Genomic DNA, 22039 nt, shown 5'->3' on the forward strand with positions numbered 1-22039 from the left:
GATCCGGAGGCCGACGATGTCCCCGCAGTCCCCCCAGTTCCCCCTGTCCAGAAGAGTCTTCCTCGGCGGCGTGTCCGCCCTGGCCGCGACGGCCGCCACGGCCGCCGCGCCACCGGGGGCCGCGGCGGCCCCCGCGCCGGCGGCCACGCCCGCGGCGGCCGGCGGCGAAGTGCGCCTGCACTGGCTGGACGGCAGGCCCGCCGCCTCGGTGGGCTGCGCCTTCGGGGTCCCGTGGGCACGGGGAACGCTGTCCAGGAACGTCCCGCTGGCTCTGCACGCCGCCGACGGCGCACCGGTTCCGGTGCAGTCGTGGCCGCTGGCCTACTGGCCGGACGGCTCGGTCAAGTGGACCGGGCACGCCGTGTCCTCGGCCGCCACCGCGGAGACCTTCGCGCTGGCGGCCGGCACCCCCGCGGCGCCACCGGCACCGGTCACCGTGCGCCGATCGCCCCGCGAAATCGTCGTGGCGAACGGAACGGTCGAGCTGAAGATCGCCACGACCGGTGCCTTCGCCGTGCCGTCGATCGCCAGGGCCGGGCGGGTCGTCGCCCGCGACGGCGAACTCGTGCTGCGGCTGCAGGACCAGCCGGACGACGTCGACGACACCCGGGCGCCCCGCCGCGAGGACTGGACGGGGATCGTCGAACGCGCCGAGGTCGAGCAATCGGGCCCGGTGCGCGCGGTGGTCAAGCTGACCGGCCGCTACCGGCGGGACCGCGGCCGCGGCACCCGCGCGATCCTCCCCTGGACGCTGCGGATCTACCTCGGCGCGGGCGACGACTCCCTGCGCGTGGTGCACAGCTTCCGCTGGGACGCCGACGAAAACCACGACTTCGTCCGCGGGCTCGGCCTGCGGTTCTCGGTTCCGCTGACCGACGAGCCGCACAACCGGCACGTCCGCTTCGGCACGGCGTCCGGCGGGGTGTGGGGCGAGCCCGTCCGGGTGCTCACCGGCCTGCGCCGCGACCCCGGCTCGGCGGTCCGAAAAGCCCAGACGGACGGCACGGCCACGCCACCGGTCGCGCAGTGGGGCCAGCAGGTCCGGGACGGCTACCAGAGTCTCGCGCTGTGGAACGACTTCACGCTGTTCCAGGAGTCCGCCCGCCACTTCGCCGTGTGGAAGCGCACCAGCGCCGCGGGCAGCTGGCTGAAGCACGCGGGCCGCGGCGACCGGGCGTCCGGCTTCGGTTACGTCGGCGGGGTCGGCGGCGGCCTGGGCTTCGGGCTGCGCGACTTCTGGCAGCGCGCCCCGCGCTCGCTGGAGATCCGCGGCGCGGCCACGGACACGGCTTCGGTGACGCTCTGGTCGTACTCCCCGCTGGCGCCCGCGATGGACCTGCGCACGTACGACACCGTCGCCCACGGGCTCGACCTGTCCTACGAAGACGTCCAGGAAGGCTTCGCGACCCCGCAAGGCATGGTGCGGTCCACCGAGCTGCAGCTGTGGGCGCTGGCGGCGACGCCGTCCCGGGACACGATCGCCGCGCTCTCGGCCACGCTGACCGCGCCGCCGCAGCTCGTCGCCGACCCGGCCACCTACCACGCGGCCGGGGTGTTCGGCCGCTGGAGCCTGCCCGACCGCAGCACGCCCGCCCGCGCGGCCCTCGAAGACGGGATCGCCCGGGAAATCGGGTTCTACGCCGACCAGGTCGACGAGCGCGAGTGGTACGGGTTCTGGCACTACGGCGACGTCATGCACACCTACGACGCGGACCGCCACGAATGGCGCTACGACGTCGGCGGGTACGCCTGGGACAACGCCGAACTCGGCACGGATGCCCTGCTCTGGTACGCCTTCCTGCGCTCGGGCGATCCCCGGACGTTCCGGCTGGCGCGCGCCATGACCCAGCACGTGTCCGAAGTGGACACCCACCACAGCGGCCGGTTCGCCGGCCTCGGGTCGCGCCACGGCGTCGTGCACTGGGGCGACGGCGCCAAGGAGGCGCGCGTCGGCGAGTCGTTCACGAAACGGTTCTCCTACTACCTCACCGCCGACGAGCTGCTGGGCGAACTGATCCGGTCGTCGCTGCAGGTGGACGAGACGCTGCGCACGGTGGACCCGCTGCGCGAAGTCCTGCCGCCGCAGACCAAGGCGCCGGCGCGCGTCCGGATCGGCCCCGACTGGTACGCCCTGGTCAGCAACTGGCTGACGGAGTGGGAACGCACCGGCGACGTCCGCTGGCGCGACCGGATCGTCACCGGCATGAAGGACATCGCCACGTTCCCCGCCGGGCTCTTCACCGGGGAGGCGGGCGGTGCGGTCGGCTTCGACCCGGCGACCGGCCACCTGGTCAACCTGGAAAAGGGCGACTTCGAGGGCGGTTACAACCTCTCGATGGCCTTCCTCGGCGAGCAGATCCTCTGGGAAGCTCTCGATCTGGTCGACGTCCCGGAGTTCCGCCGGACCTACCTCGACTTCGCCCGCTACGCGCAGGCGCCGTCGGCGGAGAAGATCGCCCGGTACGGCCGCGACTTCAACCCGGGGCTGTTCAAGACGATCTACTCCCGCGTCACGGCCTGGGCGGGCGAGCAGCTCGGGGACGCGAACCTGCGCAAACGCGGGTGGGACCAGTTCACCGGCGACCCGGCGGGCAAGCCGTGGCCGCCCGCGGAGCGCGTCACCGGTTCCGCCGTCGCCAGTCCGGTGACGGAGATCCCCACGCGGACCATGACGAACCCCGCGGGCGACTTCGCGACGTTCGCGACGAACGACTTCGCCCAGCGGAACCTGGCCACCATTTCCCTGCTCGCCATCGCCCCGGAGGAAGCACCGTGAAGATCCTCGGACCGGCGTTGACCGCCGTGCTCGCGCTCGGCGCGGTTCCGGCCGTCGCGGACGCGGCCCCGCACTGGACCGTGTGCGCCGCCACGTGCTCGTTCGACGTGCCGGCGGGTGACTACCAGGTCGACGTGGTCCTGGGCGGCCGGGACGCCGGGTCGACCGGCCTCGACGTCGAGGCCCGGCGGATCGCGCTCGCGCCCGTGGCCACCCGGGCGGGGCAGTACGTCCACCGGTCGGTGACCGTCGAGGTGCGCACCCCGGAAGGCATGCCGAGCGGTGAGGACGGCCCGGGCACCCCCGGGCTGCAGGTGCGGCTCACCGGGACGGCCCCGCAGCCGGTCCGGATCCACGTGACGCCCAAGCCGCGGGCGCCGCGGATCTTCGTCATCAGCGATTCCACCGCCGCCGACTGGACCAACCTGCCCAAGAACGGCTGGGCCCAGGCCCTGCCGGAGTTCTTCCGCGCCGGGCCGAGCGTGCGGAACTACGCCCAGTCCGGCGCGAGCACGGTCAGCTACCTCGACGACCCGCGCTACTTCGCCCGCGTGCGCCCGATGATCCGGCCCGGGGACACGGCCCTGATCCAGCTGGCGCACAACGACAAGCAGACGACCGAAGCCGTCTACCGCGCCAACCTCGCCACCCTGATCGCCGGGGTGCGCGCGCAGGGCGGGGCGCCCGTGCTGGTCACACCCCCGGTGCGGCACCGGTTCGGCGCGGACGGGAAGCTCACGCCGCTCGGTCTCGTGGTCAACAACCTCGGCGTGGACCTGCCCGCGGTGCTGCGGGACGTCGCCCGGCAGCAGGAGATCCCGCTGCTCGACCTGACCGCCCGCAGCCAGGCGCTGCTGGAAAGCCTGGGGGAAGCCGCGTCCTGGCCGCTGTACCTGACGCTCGCGCACGACGGCGTCGACGACGCGACCCACCTCAGCCGGTACGGCGCCGAGCAGTTCGCCGCGCTCGTCGCGCGCGCCATGGTCCAGGCCCGGCTGCCGCTCGCGCACTTCCTGCGTCCCGAAAGGCTCTGACGATGCGACGCCGTCTTCTCGCCTTCGTGCTCGCCCTCGCCACGGCGGCCGGGGTGAGCAGCGCACCCGTGGCCGAAGCGGCACCGCCCGCCAAGCACCGGATCACGTTCGACAAGTACTCGCTCATGCTGGACGGGCACCGCCAGTTCCTCTGGTCGGGCGAGTTCCACCCGTTCCGGTTGCCGAGCCCGGACCTGTGGCGGGACGTGCTGCAGAAGATGAAGGCCACCGGCTACACGGCGGTCTCGATCTACTTCGACTGGAACTACCACTCGCCCGCGCCCGGGGTGTACGACTTCACCGGCGTCCGCGACATGGACAAGGTGCTCGACCTCGCCGCCGAAGCGGGGCTGTACGTCATCGCCCGGCCCGGACCGTACATCAACGCCGAGGTCACCGGCGGCGGCTTCCCCGGCTGGCTGGCCACGCAGCAGGGCACGGCCCGCAGCGACGCGCCCGACTACCTGGCCGCGGCCGACGAGTGGCTGACCGCGATCGACCGCGTCATCGGGCGCCACCAGTACGTCGACGGGCGCGGGTCCGTGGTCCTCTACCAGATCGAGAACGAGCTGGCCGCCACCGGCGTGGCGCAGCAGAACTACGTCACCCACCTCCACGACAAGGTGCGGGCGGACGGCATCGGCGTCCCGATCTTCCACAACGACCGCGGCCGCAACGGGATCTGGGTGCCGCCGGACTCCGGCGTGCCGGGGACCGTGCCGGGCAAGGTCGACCTCTACGCGTGGGACACCTACCCGGGCGGCAGCTGCCGGCCCGACGCCACGCCGGGCACGCCCGGCAACGCACCCGACTGGGGCCTCTACGGGCCGGGCGGGGCGAAGGGCGGCGCGAGCGCGTCCCCGAACACCCCGGGGTTCACCGCGGAGTTCGGCGGCGGCTGGTTCGACTACTGGGGCAGCAACGGCACCTACCCGTGCACCGCCGTCCGCCAGGGACCCGGGTACGAGCGCGTGTTCTACGGCACCAACATCGCGAACGGGCTGACCATCCAGAACTTCTACATGACCTTCGGCGGCACGTCGTGGGGCTGGCTGCCGGCGCCGGTGGTCTACAGCTCCTACGACTACGGTGCGGCGATCGACGAAGGGCGTCAGCTGCGGCCGAAGGCCTTGACGATGAAGGAACTGGGCTACTTCCTGCAGGCGGTGCCGCCGATCACCAAGCAGGACAAGGCTGAGCCCGTCACGCCGTCCTCGACGGCCGTGAAGGTGTACCACAACGTCAACCCGGACACCCGGACCCACTTCTACCTGCCGGTGCACACCCCGTCGAAGGCCACGACGAACGACGTCTTCACCTTCCCGGTGTCCACTCCGGACGGTGCGTACACGGTCCCGCAGGCGGGCACCCTGCGCCTGAACGGCCAGGACGCCAAGCACCTGGTGGCGAACTTCGACCTCGCGGGTCAGCACCTGGTGTACTCGACGTCGGAAATCATGACCTCGGCCGCCGGCACCGTGCTGCTGCACGGGCGTCCCGGCGAAGACGGGGAGACGACCCTGCGCTACCCCCGGGAGCCGAAGGTCGAGGTGCTGGCCGGGAACGTCACGTCCACCTGGGACGCCTCGCGCGGCGACCTGCGGCTGAACTACGTCCACAACGGACTTGCCCGGGTGCGGGTCTCCGGTGGCGGCCGGCCACCGGTCACCGTTTTGCTCGCCGACAGCCCCACCGCCGACACGTTCTGGCGGCTGGACACCGCCGCCGGGCCCGTCCTCGTCCGCGGCCCCGCGCTGCTGCGCACCGCCCGGCTCCACGGCGGCCTGCTCGCGCTGACCGGCGACACGTCCCGGGACAGCGACCTGGAGGTGTGGGGTCCAGGCGCGTGGATTTCGTGGAACGGGCGGCCGGTCGGGGCCCGGCGGACCTCGTCGGGGAGCCTGCTGACGCAGCTCCGCGGTCCGGCAGCGGTCGAACTCCCCGCGCTGACCGGCTGGAAGCAGGCCGCCGGTTCGCCCGAGTCGGCGGTCGCCTACGACGACTCGTCCTGGCCGGCCGCGACCAGGACGAGCACCGCGAGCACCACCAAGCCGCCGGCCGGGCAGCCGGTGCTCACGGCCGACGACTACGGCTTCCACACCGGCGACGTCTGGTACCGCGGGCACTCCGGCGGGCCGGTCCCGGCCGAGCTGAGCCTGACCTACGGCGCGGGCGGTGCGGGGATGCTGCAGGCGTGGCTCGACGGGCACTACCTCGGCCAGCACGTGCTGCCGAGTGCCCTGCCCGCCCCGCCGACGACCGGCACGGCGACCTTCACCGTGCCAGAGGAACTGCGCGGGAGCGGAGACCACGTCCTGTCGGTGATGGTGCGCGACAACGGGCACAACGAGGACGGCGACGTCACCGACACCCACAAGGAGGGCCGCGGGCTCATCTCGACGTCGCTCACCGGAGCCGCCTGGAAGATCCGCGGCGGTGTCGCGGATCCGGTGCGGGGCCCGCTGAACAACGGCGGCCTCGACGGCGAGCGCGCCGGCTGGTCCCTGCCCGGCTACCCGGACGGCCGGTGGGCGGCGGCCCAGGTGCCCGCCGCGACGGCGGCCCCCGGGACCACCTGGTACCGCACGAACTTCACCCTGGACGTGCCGAAGGGGCACGACGCTTCGCTCGGCTTGACCATCGGCGATCCGGCGAAGCCGCGGTCGGGCGGCCGGTACCGGACGCTGATCTTCGTCAACGGGTGGAACCTCGGGCAGTACGTCGGCGACGTGGGACCGCAGCACACGTTCGTGCTGCCGACCGGGATCCTGAACCCCGACGGCCGCAACACCCTCGCCCTGGCGGTGACCAGTGACGGCGGTCCGGGCAACGGCCTCGAACCGGTGGCGCTGACCGACCTCGGCACCGTCCGGGGTGGCGTCCCCGTCCGGCTCGTGGACTCCCCCGGGTACCGGCGCTGAGGTAGCCCTCCCCCAACGGGTGATCCCGCGGCAGGCCGGTTTCCGCACGGCCTGCCGCTGGGTATTTCCGTGGCGCCGGCAGCAACGACTGACCATGCGTGACCAGCGCGAGGTGAGGTCATGGTGACGACGACGGACGACGGCGAGCCCCTTCCGATCGACATCGAACCCACCGACGTCGCCGAGCTGGAAGCGGCCGTCGGTGTCCTGCGGGCGCTGGACTACCGGCAGGGCGGCGGGTTCTGCCGCGACGCCGTCCGGGTGGTCAAGACGGCGAGCCTCCTGCTGCGCTGGGGCCGGGTCCCGGACGCGTTGCGGGCCCGGCTGTACGCCGTCCTGGCCGACGTGCACAACCTGCTGGGCTGGACGGAGTTCGACATCGGCCACGGAGAGCCGGCGCGGCGCCGCTTCGGGCGCGCGCTAGACCTCGCGGCCGAGGCGGGCAACGACAACCTGGTGGCGAACATCCGTTACCGGCTCGGCCGCCTTTACCTGCACCGCCACGACGTCCCCGGCGCCTTGGCGGAGTTCGCCCGCGGCCGGACCGCGGCCCGCCGATCCGATTCCCGCCGCGCCACGGCGATCCTCGTGGCCAACGAGGCGTGGGCGTTCGCGATGGGCCGGGACGAGCGGACGGCGCTGACCCGGCTGGCGGCGGCCGAGGCGGCGTTCGCCGAGGCGGGTTCGTGGCCGCGGCCACGTCCGTGGGAGGCGTTCTTCCGCGAAGCGGACATGGCGGCGATGCGGGGCACGGTGCTCACGGAGCTGGCCGGCGCGGTCGCCATCCACCACAGCGGCCCGGCGATCACCCAGCTGACCGACGCGGCGGCCCGCTACGGCGCCGACATGGCCCGCAGCCGCTCGCTGACCTTGATCATGCTGGCGCAGAACCACGCACTCGGCGGTGACTTCGACGAGGCCACCCGCGTCGGGGTGGCGGCGATCGACCTGGCCGCCACCGTGGGATCGGTCCGGCCGAAGGACCGGCTGGCCCCGCTCGAGCGGCTGCTCCTCGAGCACCCGGCCGACCCGGCGGTGGGTACCCTGCTCGACCGGATCGCGCGCTACCGGTCCCAGCCCTTGACCTGACTCCGCCGAGCCCACGTGCGGCTCGGTTCCTCCCGGACTGTGCGGCCGCGCCCGCTGCACCACCCGCGCCCGGCGGCACCACCGCGGCCCGCCGGTCCACGTAACCCGTCCGGGTGGTCACCGGATGTTTCGTCGTCGGAAAACGGGGTACTACCGATCCGGAGCAGGCCGGCCACCCGGCGCCGGAGCCCGCCTGCCGGATGACGGAGAAGGGAATCCACCATTGACCGCCGACGGCCACCGGATCCGGCCCCAGGACCTGCTGCACGTGACCGCCCACCCCGCCGACGGCGCCGTCGTGCTGGCGGTGGCGGGTGAGATCGATCTGCTGAGCGCCTCCGTGCTCGGCGACGAGGTCACCGCGGCCCTCGCCGATGCGCCGGAACTGCTGGTGATCGACCTGTCCGACGTCTCTTTCCTCGCGTCGATCGGTATCACGGTGCTGCTCGAGGCACGCCGTGAAGCCGGGGCCGGCACCCAGGTCCGGGTCGTCGCCCCCGAAAACGGCGTCGTCAACCGGACGCTCCAGCTGACCGGCCTGCACGAGGCGCTGGCCGTCGCGACCACCCTGGCCGACGCGCTCGTCAGGTGACCGAGGGCGGCGCGAACCGGGCCGCGATGGCGTGGAAGACCTCCTTCGGCTCCCACGCCAGGCCGGGGTACGCCGTGCCCTCCGGCCCCTTGAGGACCTTGACCGCGCCGTAGCCGGCCAGATCGAGGTCGCGCCGCGGGTCGGGATCGGCCGGGCACTCGTAGGCGGCGAAGGTGAACCAGAATGCGCCGTGCACGCCTTCGGCCTCGAAGACGTCCATCAGCTCGGTGAAGTACGCCGCTTGGCCGGCCTCGTCGCGGACGTGGTCGCCCTTCAGCGCACGCGGGTCGGCCTCGAAGTCGACGATCGTCCAGCCCATGCCGCCCGCGTCGGCCGCGCCGCGGTGCGTGCAGCAGCCGAATTCCGTGATCACCAGCGGCTTGCCGTGGCCGAGGTGGCTCCGCACGCACTGGGCGTAGTCACCCGCGTTGGCGGCCGAGCGGTACAGGTCGACGGCAGCGAAGTCGAACTCCGCCCAGTCGATTTCCTCCCAGTCCGCGGCCGCGTAGGTGAGCCGGCCGCCGAAGTGCCGCCGCGCGACGCCGGCGAGGTCCCGCAGCACCTCGCCGAAGTCCCACTCCCGGGAGAAGACGGCCCACGCGGCCGGATCCGTCGCGTTGCGGAGGCGTTCGATGAAGAAGGCGCCGGGCAGGAACCCGGTGCAGAACAGCGACATCTCACAGCCGAGCACGAGCACGGTTTCCGGGTCGCGCGCCCGGATCTCCTCCGCCCGCCGGGCGCAGTCCGCGAAGTAGGGCTCCAGCTCCGGTGGGGTGAGGTCCATCGGGAAGGGCGAAAACCACACCCCCAGCCCGGCGTCGACGGCTGCGTGCGCGGCCAGGGTGAGGCGGTCCGGATCGTCCCCGCTGATCCGGACCGTGGTGCAGTGCAGGTCCGTCGCGATGATCTCCAGCTCGCGCCGCACCACCGCGGGCTCGAACGCGACACGCGACCGAGTGCCGACCGCGCCACCGAAACCCGTGTCGTAGTTGATCCCCCTGAGCTGCATCCGCCCTCCGGATGTACGTCGTACACCAGCCGCCGGGCCGGAACAACCCCCTCACCCGCGCGACGGTGGTGCGCCCGACCGTCGCAAGCGCCGACACCGGCGGGACCGAGGCGCGGACTGCCTGCTCGACGGGTCGGCCCCGGCGCCGGGGCCGAAAACCCCCGCTCGCTCCACGTTCCCGCCGGCTCGGTGGCAGGATGTCCCGGTGACCGTGCGCAGCAGGAACAACGTGACCGTCACCGGCCGGGAAGACGGGCCCACGGTCCTGCTCGCCCACGGCTTCGGCTGCGACCAGAACCTGTGGCGCCTCGTCGTCCCTGAACTCGCGCGGCGGTACCGGGTGGTGCTGTTCGACCACACCGGCGCCGGGCGCTCGGACCTGTCCGCCTGGACCCCCGAGCGCTACGGCAGCCTCGACGGCTACGCCGGCGACGTCCTGGAGATCTGCCGCGAGCTGGACCTGCGTGACGTCGTGCTGGTGGGGCACTCGGTCAGCGCGATGATCGCCGTGCTGGCGGCCAACGCCGAGCCGGACCGGTTCGCGAAGCTGGTGCTGCTCACGCCGTCGCCGTGCTACCTCGACGACGGGGACTACCGCGGCGGGTTCAGCCGCGCCGACATCGACGAGTTGCTCGACTCGCTCGAATCGAACTACCTGGGCTGGTCGGCGACGATGGCGCCGGTGATCATGGGCAACCCGGACCGCCCCGAGCTGGGCGAGGAGCTGACGAACAGCTTCTGCCGCACCGATCCCGCGATCGCGCGGGTCTTCGCCCGGGTCACGTTCCTCTCCGACAACCGGGCCGACCTGGCCAAGGTCACCGTGCCGACACTGATCCTCGAGTGCGCGAACGACGCCATCGCGCCGCCGGAGGTGGGGCGGTTCACCCAGGAGCAGATCCCCGGCAGCACGCTGGTGACGCTGGCCGCGACCGGGCACTGCCCGCAGCTCAGCGCGCCGGAGGCCACGGGCGCCGCGATCACGGCGTTCGTGAGCGGTCCATGATGTGCGAGGCCGGGGACCACCCCGGCCCCGACGGTCAGGAGAGCGCCGCCCCGGCGTTCTCGGCATTGCTGGAGGACAGCGCGGAAGACCTCTACGAGCACGCACCCTGCGGGTACCTGTCGACCTTGCTGGACGGCACGATCGCGAAGATCAACGCGACGCTGCTCGGCTGGCTCGGCTACGAACGCGACGAGGTGGTCGGCCGGCGCCGGTTCGCCGAGCTGCTGACCGTCGGCGGCCGGATCTACCACGAGACGCACTTCGCGCCCCTCCTGCGCATGCAGGGGGAGCTCGGCGGAGTCGCCTTCGAACTGAAGGCCGCGGACGGCACCCGGCTGCCGGTGCTGGTGACCTCGACGGTGAAGACCGGCAGCGACGGGCAGGCGCAGCTGATCCGCACCACGATCTTCGACGCCCGCGACCGGCGCGCCTACGAGCAGGAACTGCTGCGGGCCCGCGAAGAAGCGGAACGCGAGCGCGACCGGGTGCAGCGGCTGGTGCGGACGCTGCAGCAGACCCTGCTGCCGCCCGCGCTGGCCGAGGTGCCCGGCATGCAGGTCGCGGCGTACTACCACCCCGCGTCGGCCGACGAGGTCGGCGGCGACTTCTACGACCTGTTCCCGCTGACCGGCGACACGTGGGGGTTCTTCCTCGGCGACGTGTCCGGCAAGGGCGCCGCCGCGGCCGTGGTGACGTCGCTGACGCGCTACACGCTGCGCGCCGCCGCGGTGCACGACCCCGATCCGGCCACCGTGCTGCACCGCCTCAACACCGTGCTCCACCGCGAGTACCGCGGCGCCGATCCGCGCTACTGCACCGTCATCCACGGACACATCCGGCCGGACGGCGACGGTGCGGCGGTCACCCTGGCCACCGGCGGGCACCCGCCGGCGCTGCTGATCCGCGCCGACGGCACGTCCGCGTTCCTGGACCTCCCGGGCGGCCAGCTGGTCGGCGCGCTGCCCAACGCGCGCTTCGCCGCCATGGACGTCCTCCTGACGCCGGGCGACACGTTGCTGCTCTACACCGACGGGCTGACCGAAGCCCGCACGCAGGGCCGCGTCCGGTACAGCGAGGAGCAGTTGCAGCAGCACCTGACCGGCCTGGCCCCGACCACGGCGCCCGCGGTGATCACGGCAGTGACCGGCCTGCTCGCCGGCTTCGGCGACGGCGTCGAGGACGACACCGCCCTGCTGGCGCTGAGCATCCCGCTGCCCGGCGGTGATCGACCGTGACCGGTCCCCCGTTCTCCGTCGCCACCCGCCCCAGCGGGACAGGTCCGGTCATCACCGTCGAGGGCGAACTCGACGTGGCCACCGCACCCCGGCTCCGCGCCGGGATCGCCGCCCTCGTCCTGGAGCGCGGACAGCTGCTGGTGGTGGACCTGGCCGGGGTGACCTTCTGCGACTCCAGCGGCATCTCGGCGCTCATCGCCGCCCGCAACGTCGCCGAAGCGGCCGGAGCCGGCGTCGCGCTGGTCGCCGTCCCCGCCCGGCTGAGCCGGACGTTCGGGCTGATCGGCCTCGCGGGCTTCTTCCCCACCTACGCGAGCGCCGAAGACGCGTTCAGGGGCTGAGCAGCGCGACGACGCCGAAGGCCACCAGGGCGGCCACCTTCAGCACCTCGAGTCCGATGTAGCCGAAGTGCGCGTGGCTGCGCGGCCCGGCTTCCCCGGCCAGCACCCGATCCGAACGGCGGGTCAGTGCCGGGCGGACGGCCACCAGCTGGACGAGCAGCACCAGCACCACCGCGGCGCCGAGGACCACCGCCGCGACGGTCCGCGTCCCCACCACGAGGCACGCGATGAGCGCCACCGCGAACAGGGCCTCGACCCGGTTGAGCGCGGCGAACACCACCCGGCCGATGCCGAGCCCGAGCGGCAGGGTCACCCCGGGGGCCCGGAACTTCAGCGGTGCCTCCAGGAACGAAATCGCCAGCACCATGCCCAGCCAGGTGAACGCGATCGCGGCGGCGACCGGCACAACGCCTCCTCGTGACCGACTCCGTTACCCCGTCGACTACCCGTCGACCCTAGCGCCGCCCGGTGCCGCACCCCGGTCCGCGCCCAGCTCCGCCAGCACCGCCCGGATCGCCGGGCTGGCCTCGGCACTGCGCCGCCACACCGCGTGGACCTCCCGTTTCGGCGGCCGCCGCAGGGGGCGGGCGATCAGCTCCACCCCCAACGGCGGCCGGGCGAGGCGCGGGATGAGCGCGACGACCTGCCCGGAGGCGACCAGCGACAGCTGGGTCGCGAAGTCGTCGACCAGGTGCCGCACGTCCGGTTCCGTCCCCGCCTCCGCGAACAACCGTCGGAACCACTGGTGGCACGCGGTTCCCGGCGGACTGGTCACCCACGGGTGACCGGCCAGCGCGGCCTCGCCGAGCGACGCGTCGAGGCGGGCGAGCGGGTGCGTGCGGCTCATGACCACGTCGCCGACGTCGGTGTGCACCCACCGTCGGGCCAGCGACGACGGCAACGGAGCGGGGAACAACCCGTCGGCGTCGTGGACGAGGGCGAGGCCGGCCGTTCCCGCGCCGACGCTGTGGAGTGCCTCGTCCGGGTCCTGCTCGGTGAGGTGCACGCGCAGGTCCGGGCACCGCGCCGCCAGCCGGGGCACGACGGGCGCGAGCAGACCGCGGATGGCGGTCGAGAAGGCCACCACCCGGAGCGTGCCCCGCGGCGCGCCTGCCGACACCGACCGGGCGGCTTCGGCGCAGCGCTCCAGCGCCTGGAACACCTCGGGTGCCGAGTCGGCGATGGCCTGGCCGGCCGGCGTCAGCACGACCCCGCGGCCCGCCGTCGCGAGCACCGGCACCCCGACCTGGCGTTCCAGCCGTTTGATCTGCTGCGACACCGCGGATGCGGTGAACCCGAGTTCCTCGGCCGCCCGCGCCAGCGTCCCGAGGGCGGCCACCGAGCGCAGCGCCCGCAGCGCACCCACCTCGATCATGAAGCCAGGCTACCCAATACCGGCAAAAAAGCATCGCTGGACCGCACCAGTCGTTCCCGGGCAAGGTCGGCGCATGACCGACTTCGGCACGAACCTCGTCGCGATGGTGACCCCCATGGAGCCCGGCGGCGCGCTCAGCGAACCCGGCCTCACCCGGCTCGTCGAGCACCTGCTGGCCACCGGGTGCGACGGCATCGTCGTCGGCGGGACCACCGGCGAATCCCCGACGCTGACCGACGCCGAATCCGCCGGCCTCGTCGGGGCCGTGGCAGCGCAGGCGGGGAACCGCGCGCGGGTGATCGCCGGCGTCGGCACCCACGACACGGCCACGAGCATCCGCCGGGCCCGTGAAGCCGAGGCGGCCGGCGCGGACGCGCTGCTGCTCGTCTGCCCCTACTACTCCCGGCCGACGCAGGACGGCGTGCTCGCTCACTGCCTGGCCGTGGCGGACGCCACCGAGCTGCCGGTGATGCTCTACGACGTCCCCGCCCGGACCGGCGTCGCGATGGCGCCCTCGACCTTGATCGAGCTGGCCGGCCACCCTCGGATCCGGGCGGTGAAGGACGCCAAGGGTGACCTGTTCGAAGCGATGACGGTGCTGTCCCGGACGTCGCTGGCGTACTACTGCGGCATCGACGGGCTCAACCTGCCGTACCTCGCGTGCGGCGCCGCGGGCCTGGTCAGCGTCGTGGCCAACGTGGCGGCCGACCGCACCGCGGAGCTCATCCGGGCCGTCCGCCGCGGCGATCTCGGCTCCGCGAGGGCGATCAACGACAGCCTGCTCCCGTTGACGGACACCCTCATGCGCTCCGGGACGGGCGCGGCGAACGCCAAGGCCGCGCTGGTGGAACTGGGGATCATCCCGTCCGCGAGCGTGCGGCTCCCGCTGGTCGAGGCGAAGACCGCCGTGCCCGCCTGATCACCGGTCCGGCAGCCGGTAGACCGAAACGTGCGATCTCGACTCCGTCGTGAATTCCGCGCCGGCCCAGTCCGCGTGCCGGGACTCCAGCTCGAACCCGGCCAGCCGGCCCATGAGGTCCAGCTCGGCCGGCCAGATGTAGCGCTGCGGACAACGGCTCAGCCGCGCCTCGCGTCCCTCGGCGAAGGTGACGTGGTTCGAGACGAGGTGCTGGCGCACGGTGTCGTAGGTGTCCACCCCGAAGTAACCGGGCTCGGCGCGGAAGACCAGCGCGTCCTGCCCCGGCGGGAGCCGCCGCAGCTCGGGGACGCCCAGCTCGATCACGAACCGGCCGCCCGGGTCCAGGTGGCGTGCGGCGTTGCGGAAGCACTCCACCTGTTCGTCCTGGGCCAGCAGGTTCGAGATCGTGTTGTACACCAGGTAGACCAGCGAAAACCGGCCCGGCGCGGTGGCGGTCGCCATGTCGCCGGCGACGACCGGGATCGCCGCCTTCTTGCGGAGCTGGTCCAGCATCGGCCGGGACAGCTCGATGCCGGTGACCGGCACCCCACGCTCGGCGAGCGGGACGGCGATGCGGCCGGTGCCGATCGCGAACTCCAGCGCCCGGCCGCCCTCGGCCAGCGCGGCGAGCCGGTCGACCGCGGGCCCCACGACCTCGGGGGCGAACACGCCGCGGCCCGGCGTGTCGTACCGCTCGGCCGTTTCGACGTCCCAAATTTCTTCTTGGCGCACGCCATCCACCCTCTTCCAGCACCGCGGAAACTGTCCAGCTAATTAAGACTTGCCCGATTTCGGGCAAGAATTTGGGCTTCGCCATCGCCGCAGGGCATGATGGCCCGCGTGGAGGACACCGACATCGTCGAGCGGGTGGCCGCGTCCACCGGCCTGCCGCCGGGGGTCGCCGCCCGGGTCGTCGACGACGTCCTGGCCTTCTACCGGACTCCCACCGAGGACTACGTCCGCCGTCGGCACGCCGAGCTGCAGGCCCGCGGCCGGAAGAACCCCGAGATCTTCCGGCTGGTCGCCGCCGAGCTCCGCGGCCGCCTGGTGGCCGCGCCCGTCCTCTCCGAGCGGCAGCTGCGCCGCATCGTCTACGGCTAGAAAGGTTCGCCATGTGCGGAATCGTCGGCTACATCGGCGGCCAGAACGCCGCCCCCATCCTGCTCGAAGGCCTGACCCGGCTGGAGTACCGCGGCTACGACTCCGCCGGGATCGCCGTGCTCGGCACCAAGGGCGGGGTCCAGGTCCACCGCGTCGTCGGCCGGGTCCGGAACCTCACCGCGGCCCTGCCCAAGCGGCTCGCCGGCAAGGTCGGCATCGGGCACACGCGCTGGGCCACGCACGGGCCCGCGTCGGAGGCCAACGCCCACCCGCACACGTCCGAGGACGGCCGCGTCTGCGTCGTCCACAACGGCATCATCGACAACGCCGACGCCCTGCGCGCCCAGCTCGCCGAGGCCGGGGTCGAGCTCAAGTCCGAAACCGACACCGAGGTCCTCGCCCACCTGATCGCGCGCTCGGGCGCCGAAACCCTCGAAGACGCCGTCGTGGCAGCGGTCTCGCGGATCACCGGCACGTACGCGATCGCCGTCACCGACAGCGCGCACCCGGACCGCCTGGTGATCGCGCGCAACGGCTCGCCGCTGATCATCGGCGTCGGCGAGCGGGAGATGTTCGTCGCCAGTGACCTCGCCGCGCTGGTCCGGCACACCTCGCAGGTCGCCCACCTGGACGACGGCGAGTTCGCGACGGTCTTCGCCACCGGCTACCGCACGTTCACCGTCGACGAGAGCGACACCACCAAGCCGGCCACCGAGATCGACATCGACGCCGAAGACCTGGACCTGGGCGGTTACCCGCACTACATGGCCAAGGAGATCCAGGAGCAGCCCGAATCCGTCGAGCGGATCATCCGCGGCCGCCTGGACGACCGGTTCGGCGTCGCCCGCCTGGACGGGCTCAACCTGACGCCGCGCGAGCTGCGCGGGTTCGCCCGCGTGAAGATCCTCGGGTGCGGCTCGGCCTACTACGTCGGCCAGATCGGCGCGACGATGATCGAGGAGCTGGCGAGGATCCCGGCCGACGCCGAGGCCGCGTCCGAGTTCCGCTACCGCAACCCGATCATCGAAGCCGACACCCTCTACATCGCGGTCAGCCAGTCCGGCGAGACGATCGACACCGCCTTCGCCGTCGAGGAGATCAAGCGCAAGGGCGGCCGGGTCGTCGGCCTGGTGAACGTCGTCGGCTCGACGATCGCCCGCGCCTGCGAAGGCGGCGTCTACCTGCACGCCGGCCCGGAGATCGCGGTCGCCTCGACCAAGGCGCTGACCAACATGGCCGTCGGGTTCGCCCTGATGGCGCTCGCGCTCGGCCGGGTGCGCGATCTGTCCAATGCGGACGGTCAGCGGATCATCGACGCGATCCGCGCGCTGCCCGGCCAGATCAAGGCCATCCTGGACTTCGAGCCGGAGATCGCCGAGCACGCGAAGACCGTCGCCGCCGCGAAGAGCCTGTTCTTCGTCGGCCGCGTCCGCGGCTTCCCGGTGGCCAGGGAGGGCGCGCAGAAGTTCAAGGAGATCTCCTACCGCCACGCCGAGGCCTACCAGACCTCGGAGCTCAAGCACGGCCCGCTCGCGCTGATCGACGAGGCGCTCCCGACCGTCGCCGTCGTGCCGTCGGACGAGCTGACCGAGCGCAACCTGGCCGCGGTCCAGCAGATCAAGGCCCGCGGTGGCGCAGTTCTGGCCGTGACCCACGGCAACGTCGACTTCGGCGAACTCGACGTCCCGCGGATCGTGGTGCCCAAGACCGAGCCGGAACTCGACCCGATCCTCCTGACCATCCCGCTGCAGCTGCTCGCCTACCACGCCGCGCTGACGCTGGGTTACGACATCGACAAGCCGCGCAACCTGGCCAAGTCCGTCACGGTCGAGTGAGCGTCAGCCGAGGCGGAAGTCGGCCACCCGGATCGGCGAGGGCGTCGTCCCGCTCGAGACCTGCTGGTACAGCACGGAAATCACCCCGTCGGTGGCCAGCCGCGAGTCGTCGACGTCGACCTCGCCGAAGGCGCGGAGGTCCGGGCTGTACACCGTCTTCCAGTCGGTCCAGCCGCTCGCCTTGGTCGCCGCGACGATCCGCCCGTACGGCATCACCAGGTAAGCGTTGTCGCCGCGATCGAAGACCAGCTTCGTGCGCTGGGTGGATTCGGGTGCGACGGGCACTTCGCGCTTGGTCCAGCTGCCGTCGACCGCCCGGCTCAGGAAGAAGGTCCGGCCGTACTGCTTGCGCTGCGCGGAGTAGTTCGTGACGCACTGGGTGAACCGCCCGGGCACGTAGCTGACCACGACGTGCGGCTGCCCGGCGGAGTCGACGGCCTGGCTCTCCTGGTTCATCAGCGCGTGGTCGACGCCGAGCGGGTCGACGACCGTGCCGGGCGAGGACACGGCCACCGGCGTGCCGCCCGTCGTGGCGACGACCGCGCCGGCGTTGTTCCGCCACGTCCGGCCGCGGTCGTCGCTGTAGACGTAACCGGTGTCGTGGTTGGCCAGGCCACCGGAGTTGCACAGCACCCCGGAGTTGCCTTCCCGCCAGGTGAATGCGGCGTGCAGCCGGCCACCGGGCCCGTAGGTGATGCCGTGCAGGTACATGTTGCGCGTTGTGCTGGTGACGCCGTTCGACGTCCACGAGCCGGTCGCCGACGACCACTTCCCGAGCTTGCGCCAGCTGCCGCCGCTGTACTCCGCGAGCTCGTTGGTGCCGTTGCCGGAGGCCCCGGTCCGGTAGCTGAGCTGCAGCTTGCGCTCCGGCGTGACCACGAACTGCGGGTACGTGATCGCCCCGAGGTCGACGCCGTTCAGCGTGCGCTGCACCGCGCCGAACGCCGAAGACGTCCAGGCGTGCGAAGCGGGCGCGGACAGCAGCCCCGCCACCGATTCGGTGTAGTAGACCTGGTTGCCGTGGGTGTCCATGGCCACGTGCAGCCGGCCGTCCTCGGGTGAAACCCCCATCGAGATGACGTTGTGCGAGTCGTCCACGGTCAGCTTGTGCGGCAGCGTGACGGTCTGCCAAGCGCCCGCGGACCCGGCCCGCCGGGCCACCACGGCACTGCGGTCCGCGGTGTACCAGGCCGCGTACTGGTAACCCGCGTAGCCGAAGATGCCGCTCTGCTGGAAGGAGTCGTTGTTCACCAGCCCGTCGTAGGACACGAAGTACAACGCTGTCGCGTCGAGCTGGGTGTCGGCGACCTTGACGACGGACACGGCCGCCTCGGCGGGCGTGGCGGGCAGCAGCGGCAGCGCCGCGGCCACCAGCACGCCGAGGATCCGGGAAAGCGCTCTCTTCGCGGCCATGGCCCACCCTTCCCCGCGCGTGAGTGTTAACGCGAACAAGGATCGGCCCACGCCGGACCGCCGTCAACCGGCGGATGGGTGGGGTTCCGCTCAGGCCCTCCCGGCGAGGACCGCCCCGGCGATGTCCTGGCGCCGCTGCCGGGCCTGCTTGGGCATGTTCCAGCCGAGCACGCCGGTGACGGCACCCCCGCGGCGGTACTGGGCGACGAACCGCCCGTCCGGGACCGAACCTTCCACAATGGACACTTCGGCGTCCGCGGTGAGGGTGCCGTGCACGTGGATCCGGACGTCGAACTGGTGGGTCCAGAAGTAGGGCACCGGCGTGTACGGGCGGTCTTCGCCGAGGACGTTCCCCGCGACGGCGACCGCCTGCTCGGTGGCGTTGGTCCGGTTTTCCAGCCGCAGCAGCGCGTCGAGCCCTTCGTGGTGCCAGCGGGCGACGTCGCCCGCCGCGTAGATCCCGTCCGCCGCCCGGCACCGGGAGTCGCACACGACCCCGTTGTCGCACCGCACTCCGCTGCCCGCCAGCCATTCCGTCACGGGCGCGGCACCGAAAGCGACCACGACGACGTCGGCGGGCAGCACCTCGCCCGTCGCCAGCCGCACCCCGGCGACCCGGCCGTCCTCCGCGGCGAGCCCGGTGACCGCGGAGCCGAGCCGCAGGTGGACGCCCCGGCTCGCGTGCACCTCGGCGAGCAGCCCGGCCACCAGGGGGCCGAACTGGTAAGCCAGCGGCGCGGGCTGGGGACCGGCCAGGGTGACCGGCACACCCGTCCCGCACACCGTGGCGGCGATCTCCGCACCCAGCACGCCGTCCCCGACGACCACCACCTGCTTGCCCGGCGCGAGGTCCGCGCGCAGGGCGAGCGTGTCGTCGAGCGTGCGCAGCACGTGGACACCCGCGAGGCCGTCCTGCCCGGGCAGCGTGCGCGGCCGCAACCCGGTGGCGAGCACGACCGCGTCCGCGGTCAGGGCCCGGCCGGCCGCCGTGTGCACCGTGCGCGCACGGGCGTCCAGCCGCACCGCCGGGTCGCCGAGCACGAATTCGGCGGCCAATGCGGACAGCGCGGCCGGCGTCCGCAGCTGTCCCTGCTCCGGCGTCCAGCTCCCGCCGAGGATCTGCTTGGACAGCGGCGGCCGGTCGTAGGGCAGGTGCGCCTCGGCGCCCAGCACGGTCACCCGCCCCGCGTACCCCTTGCGACGCAAGGCTTCCACGGTCGCGAGCCCGGCGGCCGAGGCACCGACGACCAGAACGCCGTCGATCATTGCCCCTCGCTCACGGAGATCGCGACGCCCGGGCACACGCTCGCCGCCTCGCGGACGGTCGCGTGCAGTTCCGCACCGGGGTGTTCGTCGAGCAGGATGACGATGCCGTCGTCGTCGCGCTGGTCGAACACGTCCGGAGCGAGCATCACGCAGGTGCCGGCGCCGCAGCACTTGGCTTCGTCCACGGTGACCTTCATGGCTGTTCCCTTCATCGGTGGTACGTCGTGACCGGCGCGAGCCAGAGCCCGGCCAGTGCGTCGGTGAGGCCGGCCGCGGCCTCGCGCCAGGTGGAGCCCGGGGTGCCCACGCCTTCGGCGAGGGCGCGTTCCCGCTCGGCCATCGTGTGCATCAGCACCAGCCGGGTGCTGTCGTTGCGTTCGGCGCGGACTTCGGCGGGCAGGCCCGGCAGGCACCGGGCGAGCCCCTCGACGGTCCGCGCCAGCGAGGGGGACGTCAGCGTCTCCTCGACGATGACCGCGCGCAGCGACGGCTCGGTCATCACCTGGGCGGCGAACCGGGCGAACCAGCAGGGCGTGCCCAGCTCGGCCAGGTGCTCGGTCGTGGGGTACACCAGGCACCCGAGCCAGTCCCGCAGGTCCGCGTGGTCGCCGAGCCCGGCCAGCCGGCGATCGCGCAGCCGGTCGGTCGGCCCGGCGTGCTTGCGGACGATGGCCCGCACCAGCGCGATCCGGGTGCCGAAGTGGTAGCCCACCGCGGTGTTGTTGCCCTGTCCGGCGGCCTCGCTGATCTGCCGGTTCGACACGGCGAGCACGCCGTGCTCGGCGTACAGCCGTTCCGCCGTCGCCAGGATCAGCTCCCGCGTCGCCTGCGCCCGGCCCGTCACCAGCGGACGGGCAGTTCCCGCAGCCCGCCGACGGCGAGTCCTTCGACCCGGCGCAGTTCGTCCGCCGGGACAGCGAGCTCGAGCGACGGCAGCTTGCGCAGCAGCACTTCCAAGACGACCTGCAGTTCGGTGCGGGCCAGCGGCTGGCCGAGGCACGCGTGCGCGCCGGCCCCGAAGGCCAGGTGCGGGTTCGGGCTGCGGCCCAGGTCCAGCTCGGCGGCGTTCTCGAACGCGCCTTCGTCGCGGTTGGCCGCGGCCATGCTGCACATCGCGGTGGTCCCGGCCGGCAGCACGGTGCCGCCGACCTCGAAGTCCTCGGAGAGGTAGCGCAGCATGCCGACGCCCGCGTTGGCGTCCGCCCGCAGCGCTTCCTCGACCGCCGTGCGCACCAGCGACGGGTCGGCGAGCAGCCGCTCCCACCGGCTCCGGTCGGCCAGCAGCATCGCCGTCATCTTGGCGATCATGTTGGCGGTGGTCTCGTGCCCGGCGATGAGCAGGCCGATGCCGGTGGCGGCCAGCTTCGCGTCGGACCAGCCGGCGCCGTCGGCGATCAGCGCGCTGAGGATGTCGCCGCCCGGTTCGGCCCGCTTGGCGGCGATGTGCCCGCCCATGTACCGGCCGAACTCCGCCTGCGCCGCGTCGAACTCCTCCTGGGTGTAGCGGGTCATGCTGAGCATGACGTCGGACCAGTGGGCGAACCGCTCCCGGTCGGTGTCCGGCACGCCGAGCATGTCGCAGATGACCCAGACCGGGAGCGGGAAGGCGACGCCCGCCTTGAGGTCGCCCGGCGCGCCCTTCGCGACCATCTCGTCGATGAGCTGCTCGGCCATCGCCGCCATGCCGGGCCGCAGCGCGTTCATCCGCTTGGCGGTGAACCACTTGCCGATCATGCGGCGCCACACCAGGTGGTCCTCGCCGTGCTGCGGGAGCACGGACGCCATCTCGCTGTTGAAGACGCCGCCCGATTCGGTGTCCGCGACGCGGGCCGCGTTGTCCGCGGCGGTCGGCCGGGTGAACCGCGGATCGGACAGGACGCTCTTGACGTCGTCGTAGCGGGTGATCAGGGCGGCTTCGTCCCCGCTGGCCAGCGCGACGCGGGCGACCGGGCACTTGTCCCGGAATTCGGCCCACTCGGCCGGCGGTTCCAGCGCAGCGCCGGCCTCGAACGGGAAGCGCGGCAGCGGGTCGGTGTGGCTTGACGTCATCGCGGACCTCTCGTCGGTGAATGTCCCGAGCATGGCGGCGAACAGCTGTTAAGTCAAGCAGTTGACTTAATCATCGGG

The 22039-nt window shown here is 72.7% G+C and carries 20 protein-coding genes; 11 read left to right on the top strand and 9 right to left on the bottom strand.

Annotated features, from left to right (window positions below; translation table 11 throughout):
* The first annotated feature begins 16 nt into the window (after window positions 1–16).
* From AB0F15_RS06575 to AB0F15_RS06595, 5 genes are all read left to right on the top strand, one after another.
* Complete coding sequence (locus tag AB0F15_RS06575; RefSeq protein WP_360266161.1) at window positions 17–2776, top strand: hypothetical protein; 2760 nt, start codon at window positions 17–19, stop codon at window positions 2774–2776.
* On the top strand, window positions 2773–3810 hold the full coding sequence (locus AB0F15_RS06580; RefSeq protein ID WP_360266164.1) for a rhamnogalacturonan acetylesterase: 1038 nt from the start codon (window positions 2773–2775) through the stop codon (window positions 3808–3810). The genes AB0F15_RS06575 and AB0F15_RS06580 overlap by 4 nt, the downstream gene beginning before the upstream one ends.
* A 2-nt stretch (window positions 3811–3812) precedes the next feature.
* Entirely contained in the window at window positions 3813–6731 is a 2919-nt protein-coding gene (locus tag AB0F15_RS06585) for a beta-galactosidase (protein ID WP_360266167.1), read from the top strand.
* A 120-nt stretch (window positions 6732–6851) separates the two neighbouring features.
* Complete coding sequence (locus tag AB0F15_RS06590) at window positions 6852–7820, top strand: hypothetical protein (protein ID WP_360266169.1); 969 nt, start codon at window positions 6852–6854, stop codon at window positions 7818–7820.
* Between the two features lie 223 nt (window positions 7821–8043).
* Complete coding sequence (locus AB0F15_RS06595; RefSeq protein WP_360266171.1) at window positions 8044–8412, top strand: STAS domain-containing protein; 369 nt, start codon at window positions 8044–8046, stop codon at window positions 8410–8412.
* Here the strand turns inward: AB0F15_RS06595 and AB0F15_RS06600 are convergent.
* Window positions 8405–9421 (bottom strand): hypothetical protein, encoded by a 1017-nt coding sequence (locus AB0F15_RS06600; protein WP_360266174.1) that lies wholly within the window; start codon window positions 9419–9421, stop codon window positions 8405–8407. The two genes, AB0F15_RS06595 and AB0F15_RS06600, sit on opposite strands and share 8 nt — an antisense overlap.
* 205 nt (window positions 9422–9626) lie before the next feature.
* On the opposite strand from AB0F15_RS06600, the gene AB0F15_RS06605 reads away from it, so the two are divergent.
* The 3 genes from AB0F15_RS06605 to AB0F15_RS06615 are packed head-to-tail and all read left to right on the top strand — an operon-like array spanning window position 9627 to window position 12003.
* Window positions 9627–10427, top strand: a complete 801-nt coding sequence (locus AB0F15_RS06605; protein WP_360266177.1) for an alpha/beta hydrolase — start codon at window positions 9627–9629, stop codon at window positions 10425–10427.
* Window positions 10424–11662, top strand: a complete 1239-nt coding sequence (locus AB0F15_RS06610; RefSeq protein ID WP_360266180.1) for a SpoIIE family protein phosphatase — start codon at window positions 10424–10426, stop codon at window positions 11660–11662. The genes AB0F15_RS06605 and AB0F15_RS06610 overlap by 4 nt, the downstream gene beginning before the upstream one ends.
* The gene (locus AB0F15_RS06615) at window positions 11659–12003 is read left to right on the top strand and encodes an STAS domain-containing protein (RefSeq protein ID WP_360266182.1); all 345 of its coding nucleotides are present in this window, start codon (window positions 11659–11661) and stop codon (window positions 12001–12003) included. The genes AB0F15_RS06610 and AB0F15_RS06615 overlap by 4 nt, the downstream gene beginning before the upstream one ends.
* Here the strand turns inward: AB0F15_RS06615 and AB0F15_RS06620 are convergent.
* Together AB0F15_RS06620 and AB0F15_RS06625 are read right to left on the bottom strand one after the other, a co-directional pair.
* Complete coding sequence (locus tag AB0F15_RS06620) at window positions 11993–12370, bottom strand: hypothetical protein (RefSeq protein ID WP_360266408.1); 378 nt, start codon at window positions 12368–12370, stop codon at window positions 11993–11995. The two genes, AB0F15_RS06615 and AB0F15_RS06620, sit on opposite strands and share 11 nt — an antisense overlap.
* A gap of 75 nt (window positions 12371–12445) precedes the next feature.
* Entirely contained in the window at window positions 12446–13378 is a 933-nt protein-coding gene (locus tag AB0F15_RS06625; RefSeq protein WP_360266185.1) for a LysR substrate-binding domain-containing protein, read from the bottom strand.
* Between the two features lie 73 nt (window positions 13379–13451).
* On the opposite strand from AB0F15_RS06625, the gene dapA reads away from it, so the two are divergent.
* Entirely contained in the window at window positions 13452–14297 is an 846-nt protein-coding gene (dapA, locus tag AB0F15_RS06630; protein ID WP_360266188.1) for a 4-hydroxy-tetrahydrodipicolinate synthase, read from the top strand.
* On the opposite strand, the gene AB0F15_RS06635 is transcribed toward dapA, so the two are convergent.
* Entirely contained in the window at window positions 14298–15029 is a 732-nt protein-coding gene (locus AB0F15_RS06635; RefSeq protein ID WP_360266191.1) for a class I SAM-dependent methyltransferase, read from the bottom strand.
* Window positions 15030–15125: 96 nt separating this feature from the next.
* Between AB0F15_RS06635 and AB0F15_RS06640 the strand changes: the two genes are divergently transcribed.
* Both AB0F15_RS06640 and glmS read left to right on the top strand, forming a co-directional pair.
* Window positions 15126–15398 (top strand): hypothetical protein, encoded by a 273-nt coding sequence (locus AB0F15_RS06640; protein WP_360266194.1) that lies wholly within the window; start codon window positions 15126–15128, stop codon window positions 15396–15398.
* A gap of 11 nt (window positions 15399–15409) precedes the next feature.
* Complete coding sequence (gene glmS / locus AB0F15_RS06645; protein ID WP_360266197.1) at window positions 15410–17233, top strand: glutamine--fructose-6-phosphate transaminase (isomerizing); 1824 nt, start codon at window positions 15410–15412, stop codon at window positions 17231–17233.
* Between the two features lie 3 nt (window positions 17234–17236).
* Here the strand turns inward: glmS and AB0F15_RS06650 are convergent, their stop codons facing one another.
* The 5 genes from AB0F15_RS06650 to AB0F15_RS06670 all read right to left on the bottom strand — a co-directional run bounded on the left by AB0F15_RS06650 (window position 17237) and on the right by AB0F15_RS06670 (window position 21961).
* On the bottom strand, window positions 17237–18646 hold the full coding sequence (locus AB0F15_RS06650) for a BNR repeat-containing protein (RefSeq protein ID WP_360266200.1): 1410 nt from the start codon (window positions 18644–18646) through the stop codon (window positions 17237–17239).
* A gap of 90 nt (window positions 18647–18736) precedes the next feature.
* A complete protein-coding gene (locus tag AB0F15_RS06655; RefSeq protein ID WP_360266203.1) occupies window positions 18737–19912 on the bottom strand; it encodes an FAD-dependent oxidoreductase in 1176 nt (391 codons plus the stop codon).
* Window positions 19909–20109: a ferredoxin gene (locus AB0F15_RS06660; protein ID WP_360266206.1), complete on the bottom strand. Its 201-nt coding sequence runs from the start codon at window positions 20107–20109 to the stop codon at window positions 19909–19911. Before AB0F15_RS06660 ends, AB0F15_RS06655 begins: the two co-directional genes overlap by 4 nt.
* A gap of 11 nt (window positions 20110–20120) precedes the next feature.
* Window positions 20121–20756, bottom strand: coding sequence for a TetR family transcriptional regulator (locus AB0F15_RS06665; RefSeq protein ID WP_360266209.1), 636 nt, complete (start codon window positions 20754–20756; stop codon window positions 20121–20123).
* Window positions 20753–21961, bottom strand: a complete 1209-nt coding sequence (locus AB0F15_RS06670; protein WP_360266213.1) for a cytochrome P450 — start codon at window positions 21959–21961, stop codon at window positions 20753–20755. Before AB0F15_RS06670 ends, AB0F15_RS06665 begins: the two co-directional genes overlap by 4 nt.
* Window positions 21962–22039: the final 78 nt, after the last annotated feature.

This window comes from Amycolatopsis sp. NPDC026612 (assembly GCF_040638285.1).
Classification (GTDB): domain Bacteria; phylum Actinomycetota; class Actinomycetes; order Mycobacteriales; family Pseudonocardiaceae; genus Amycolatopsis.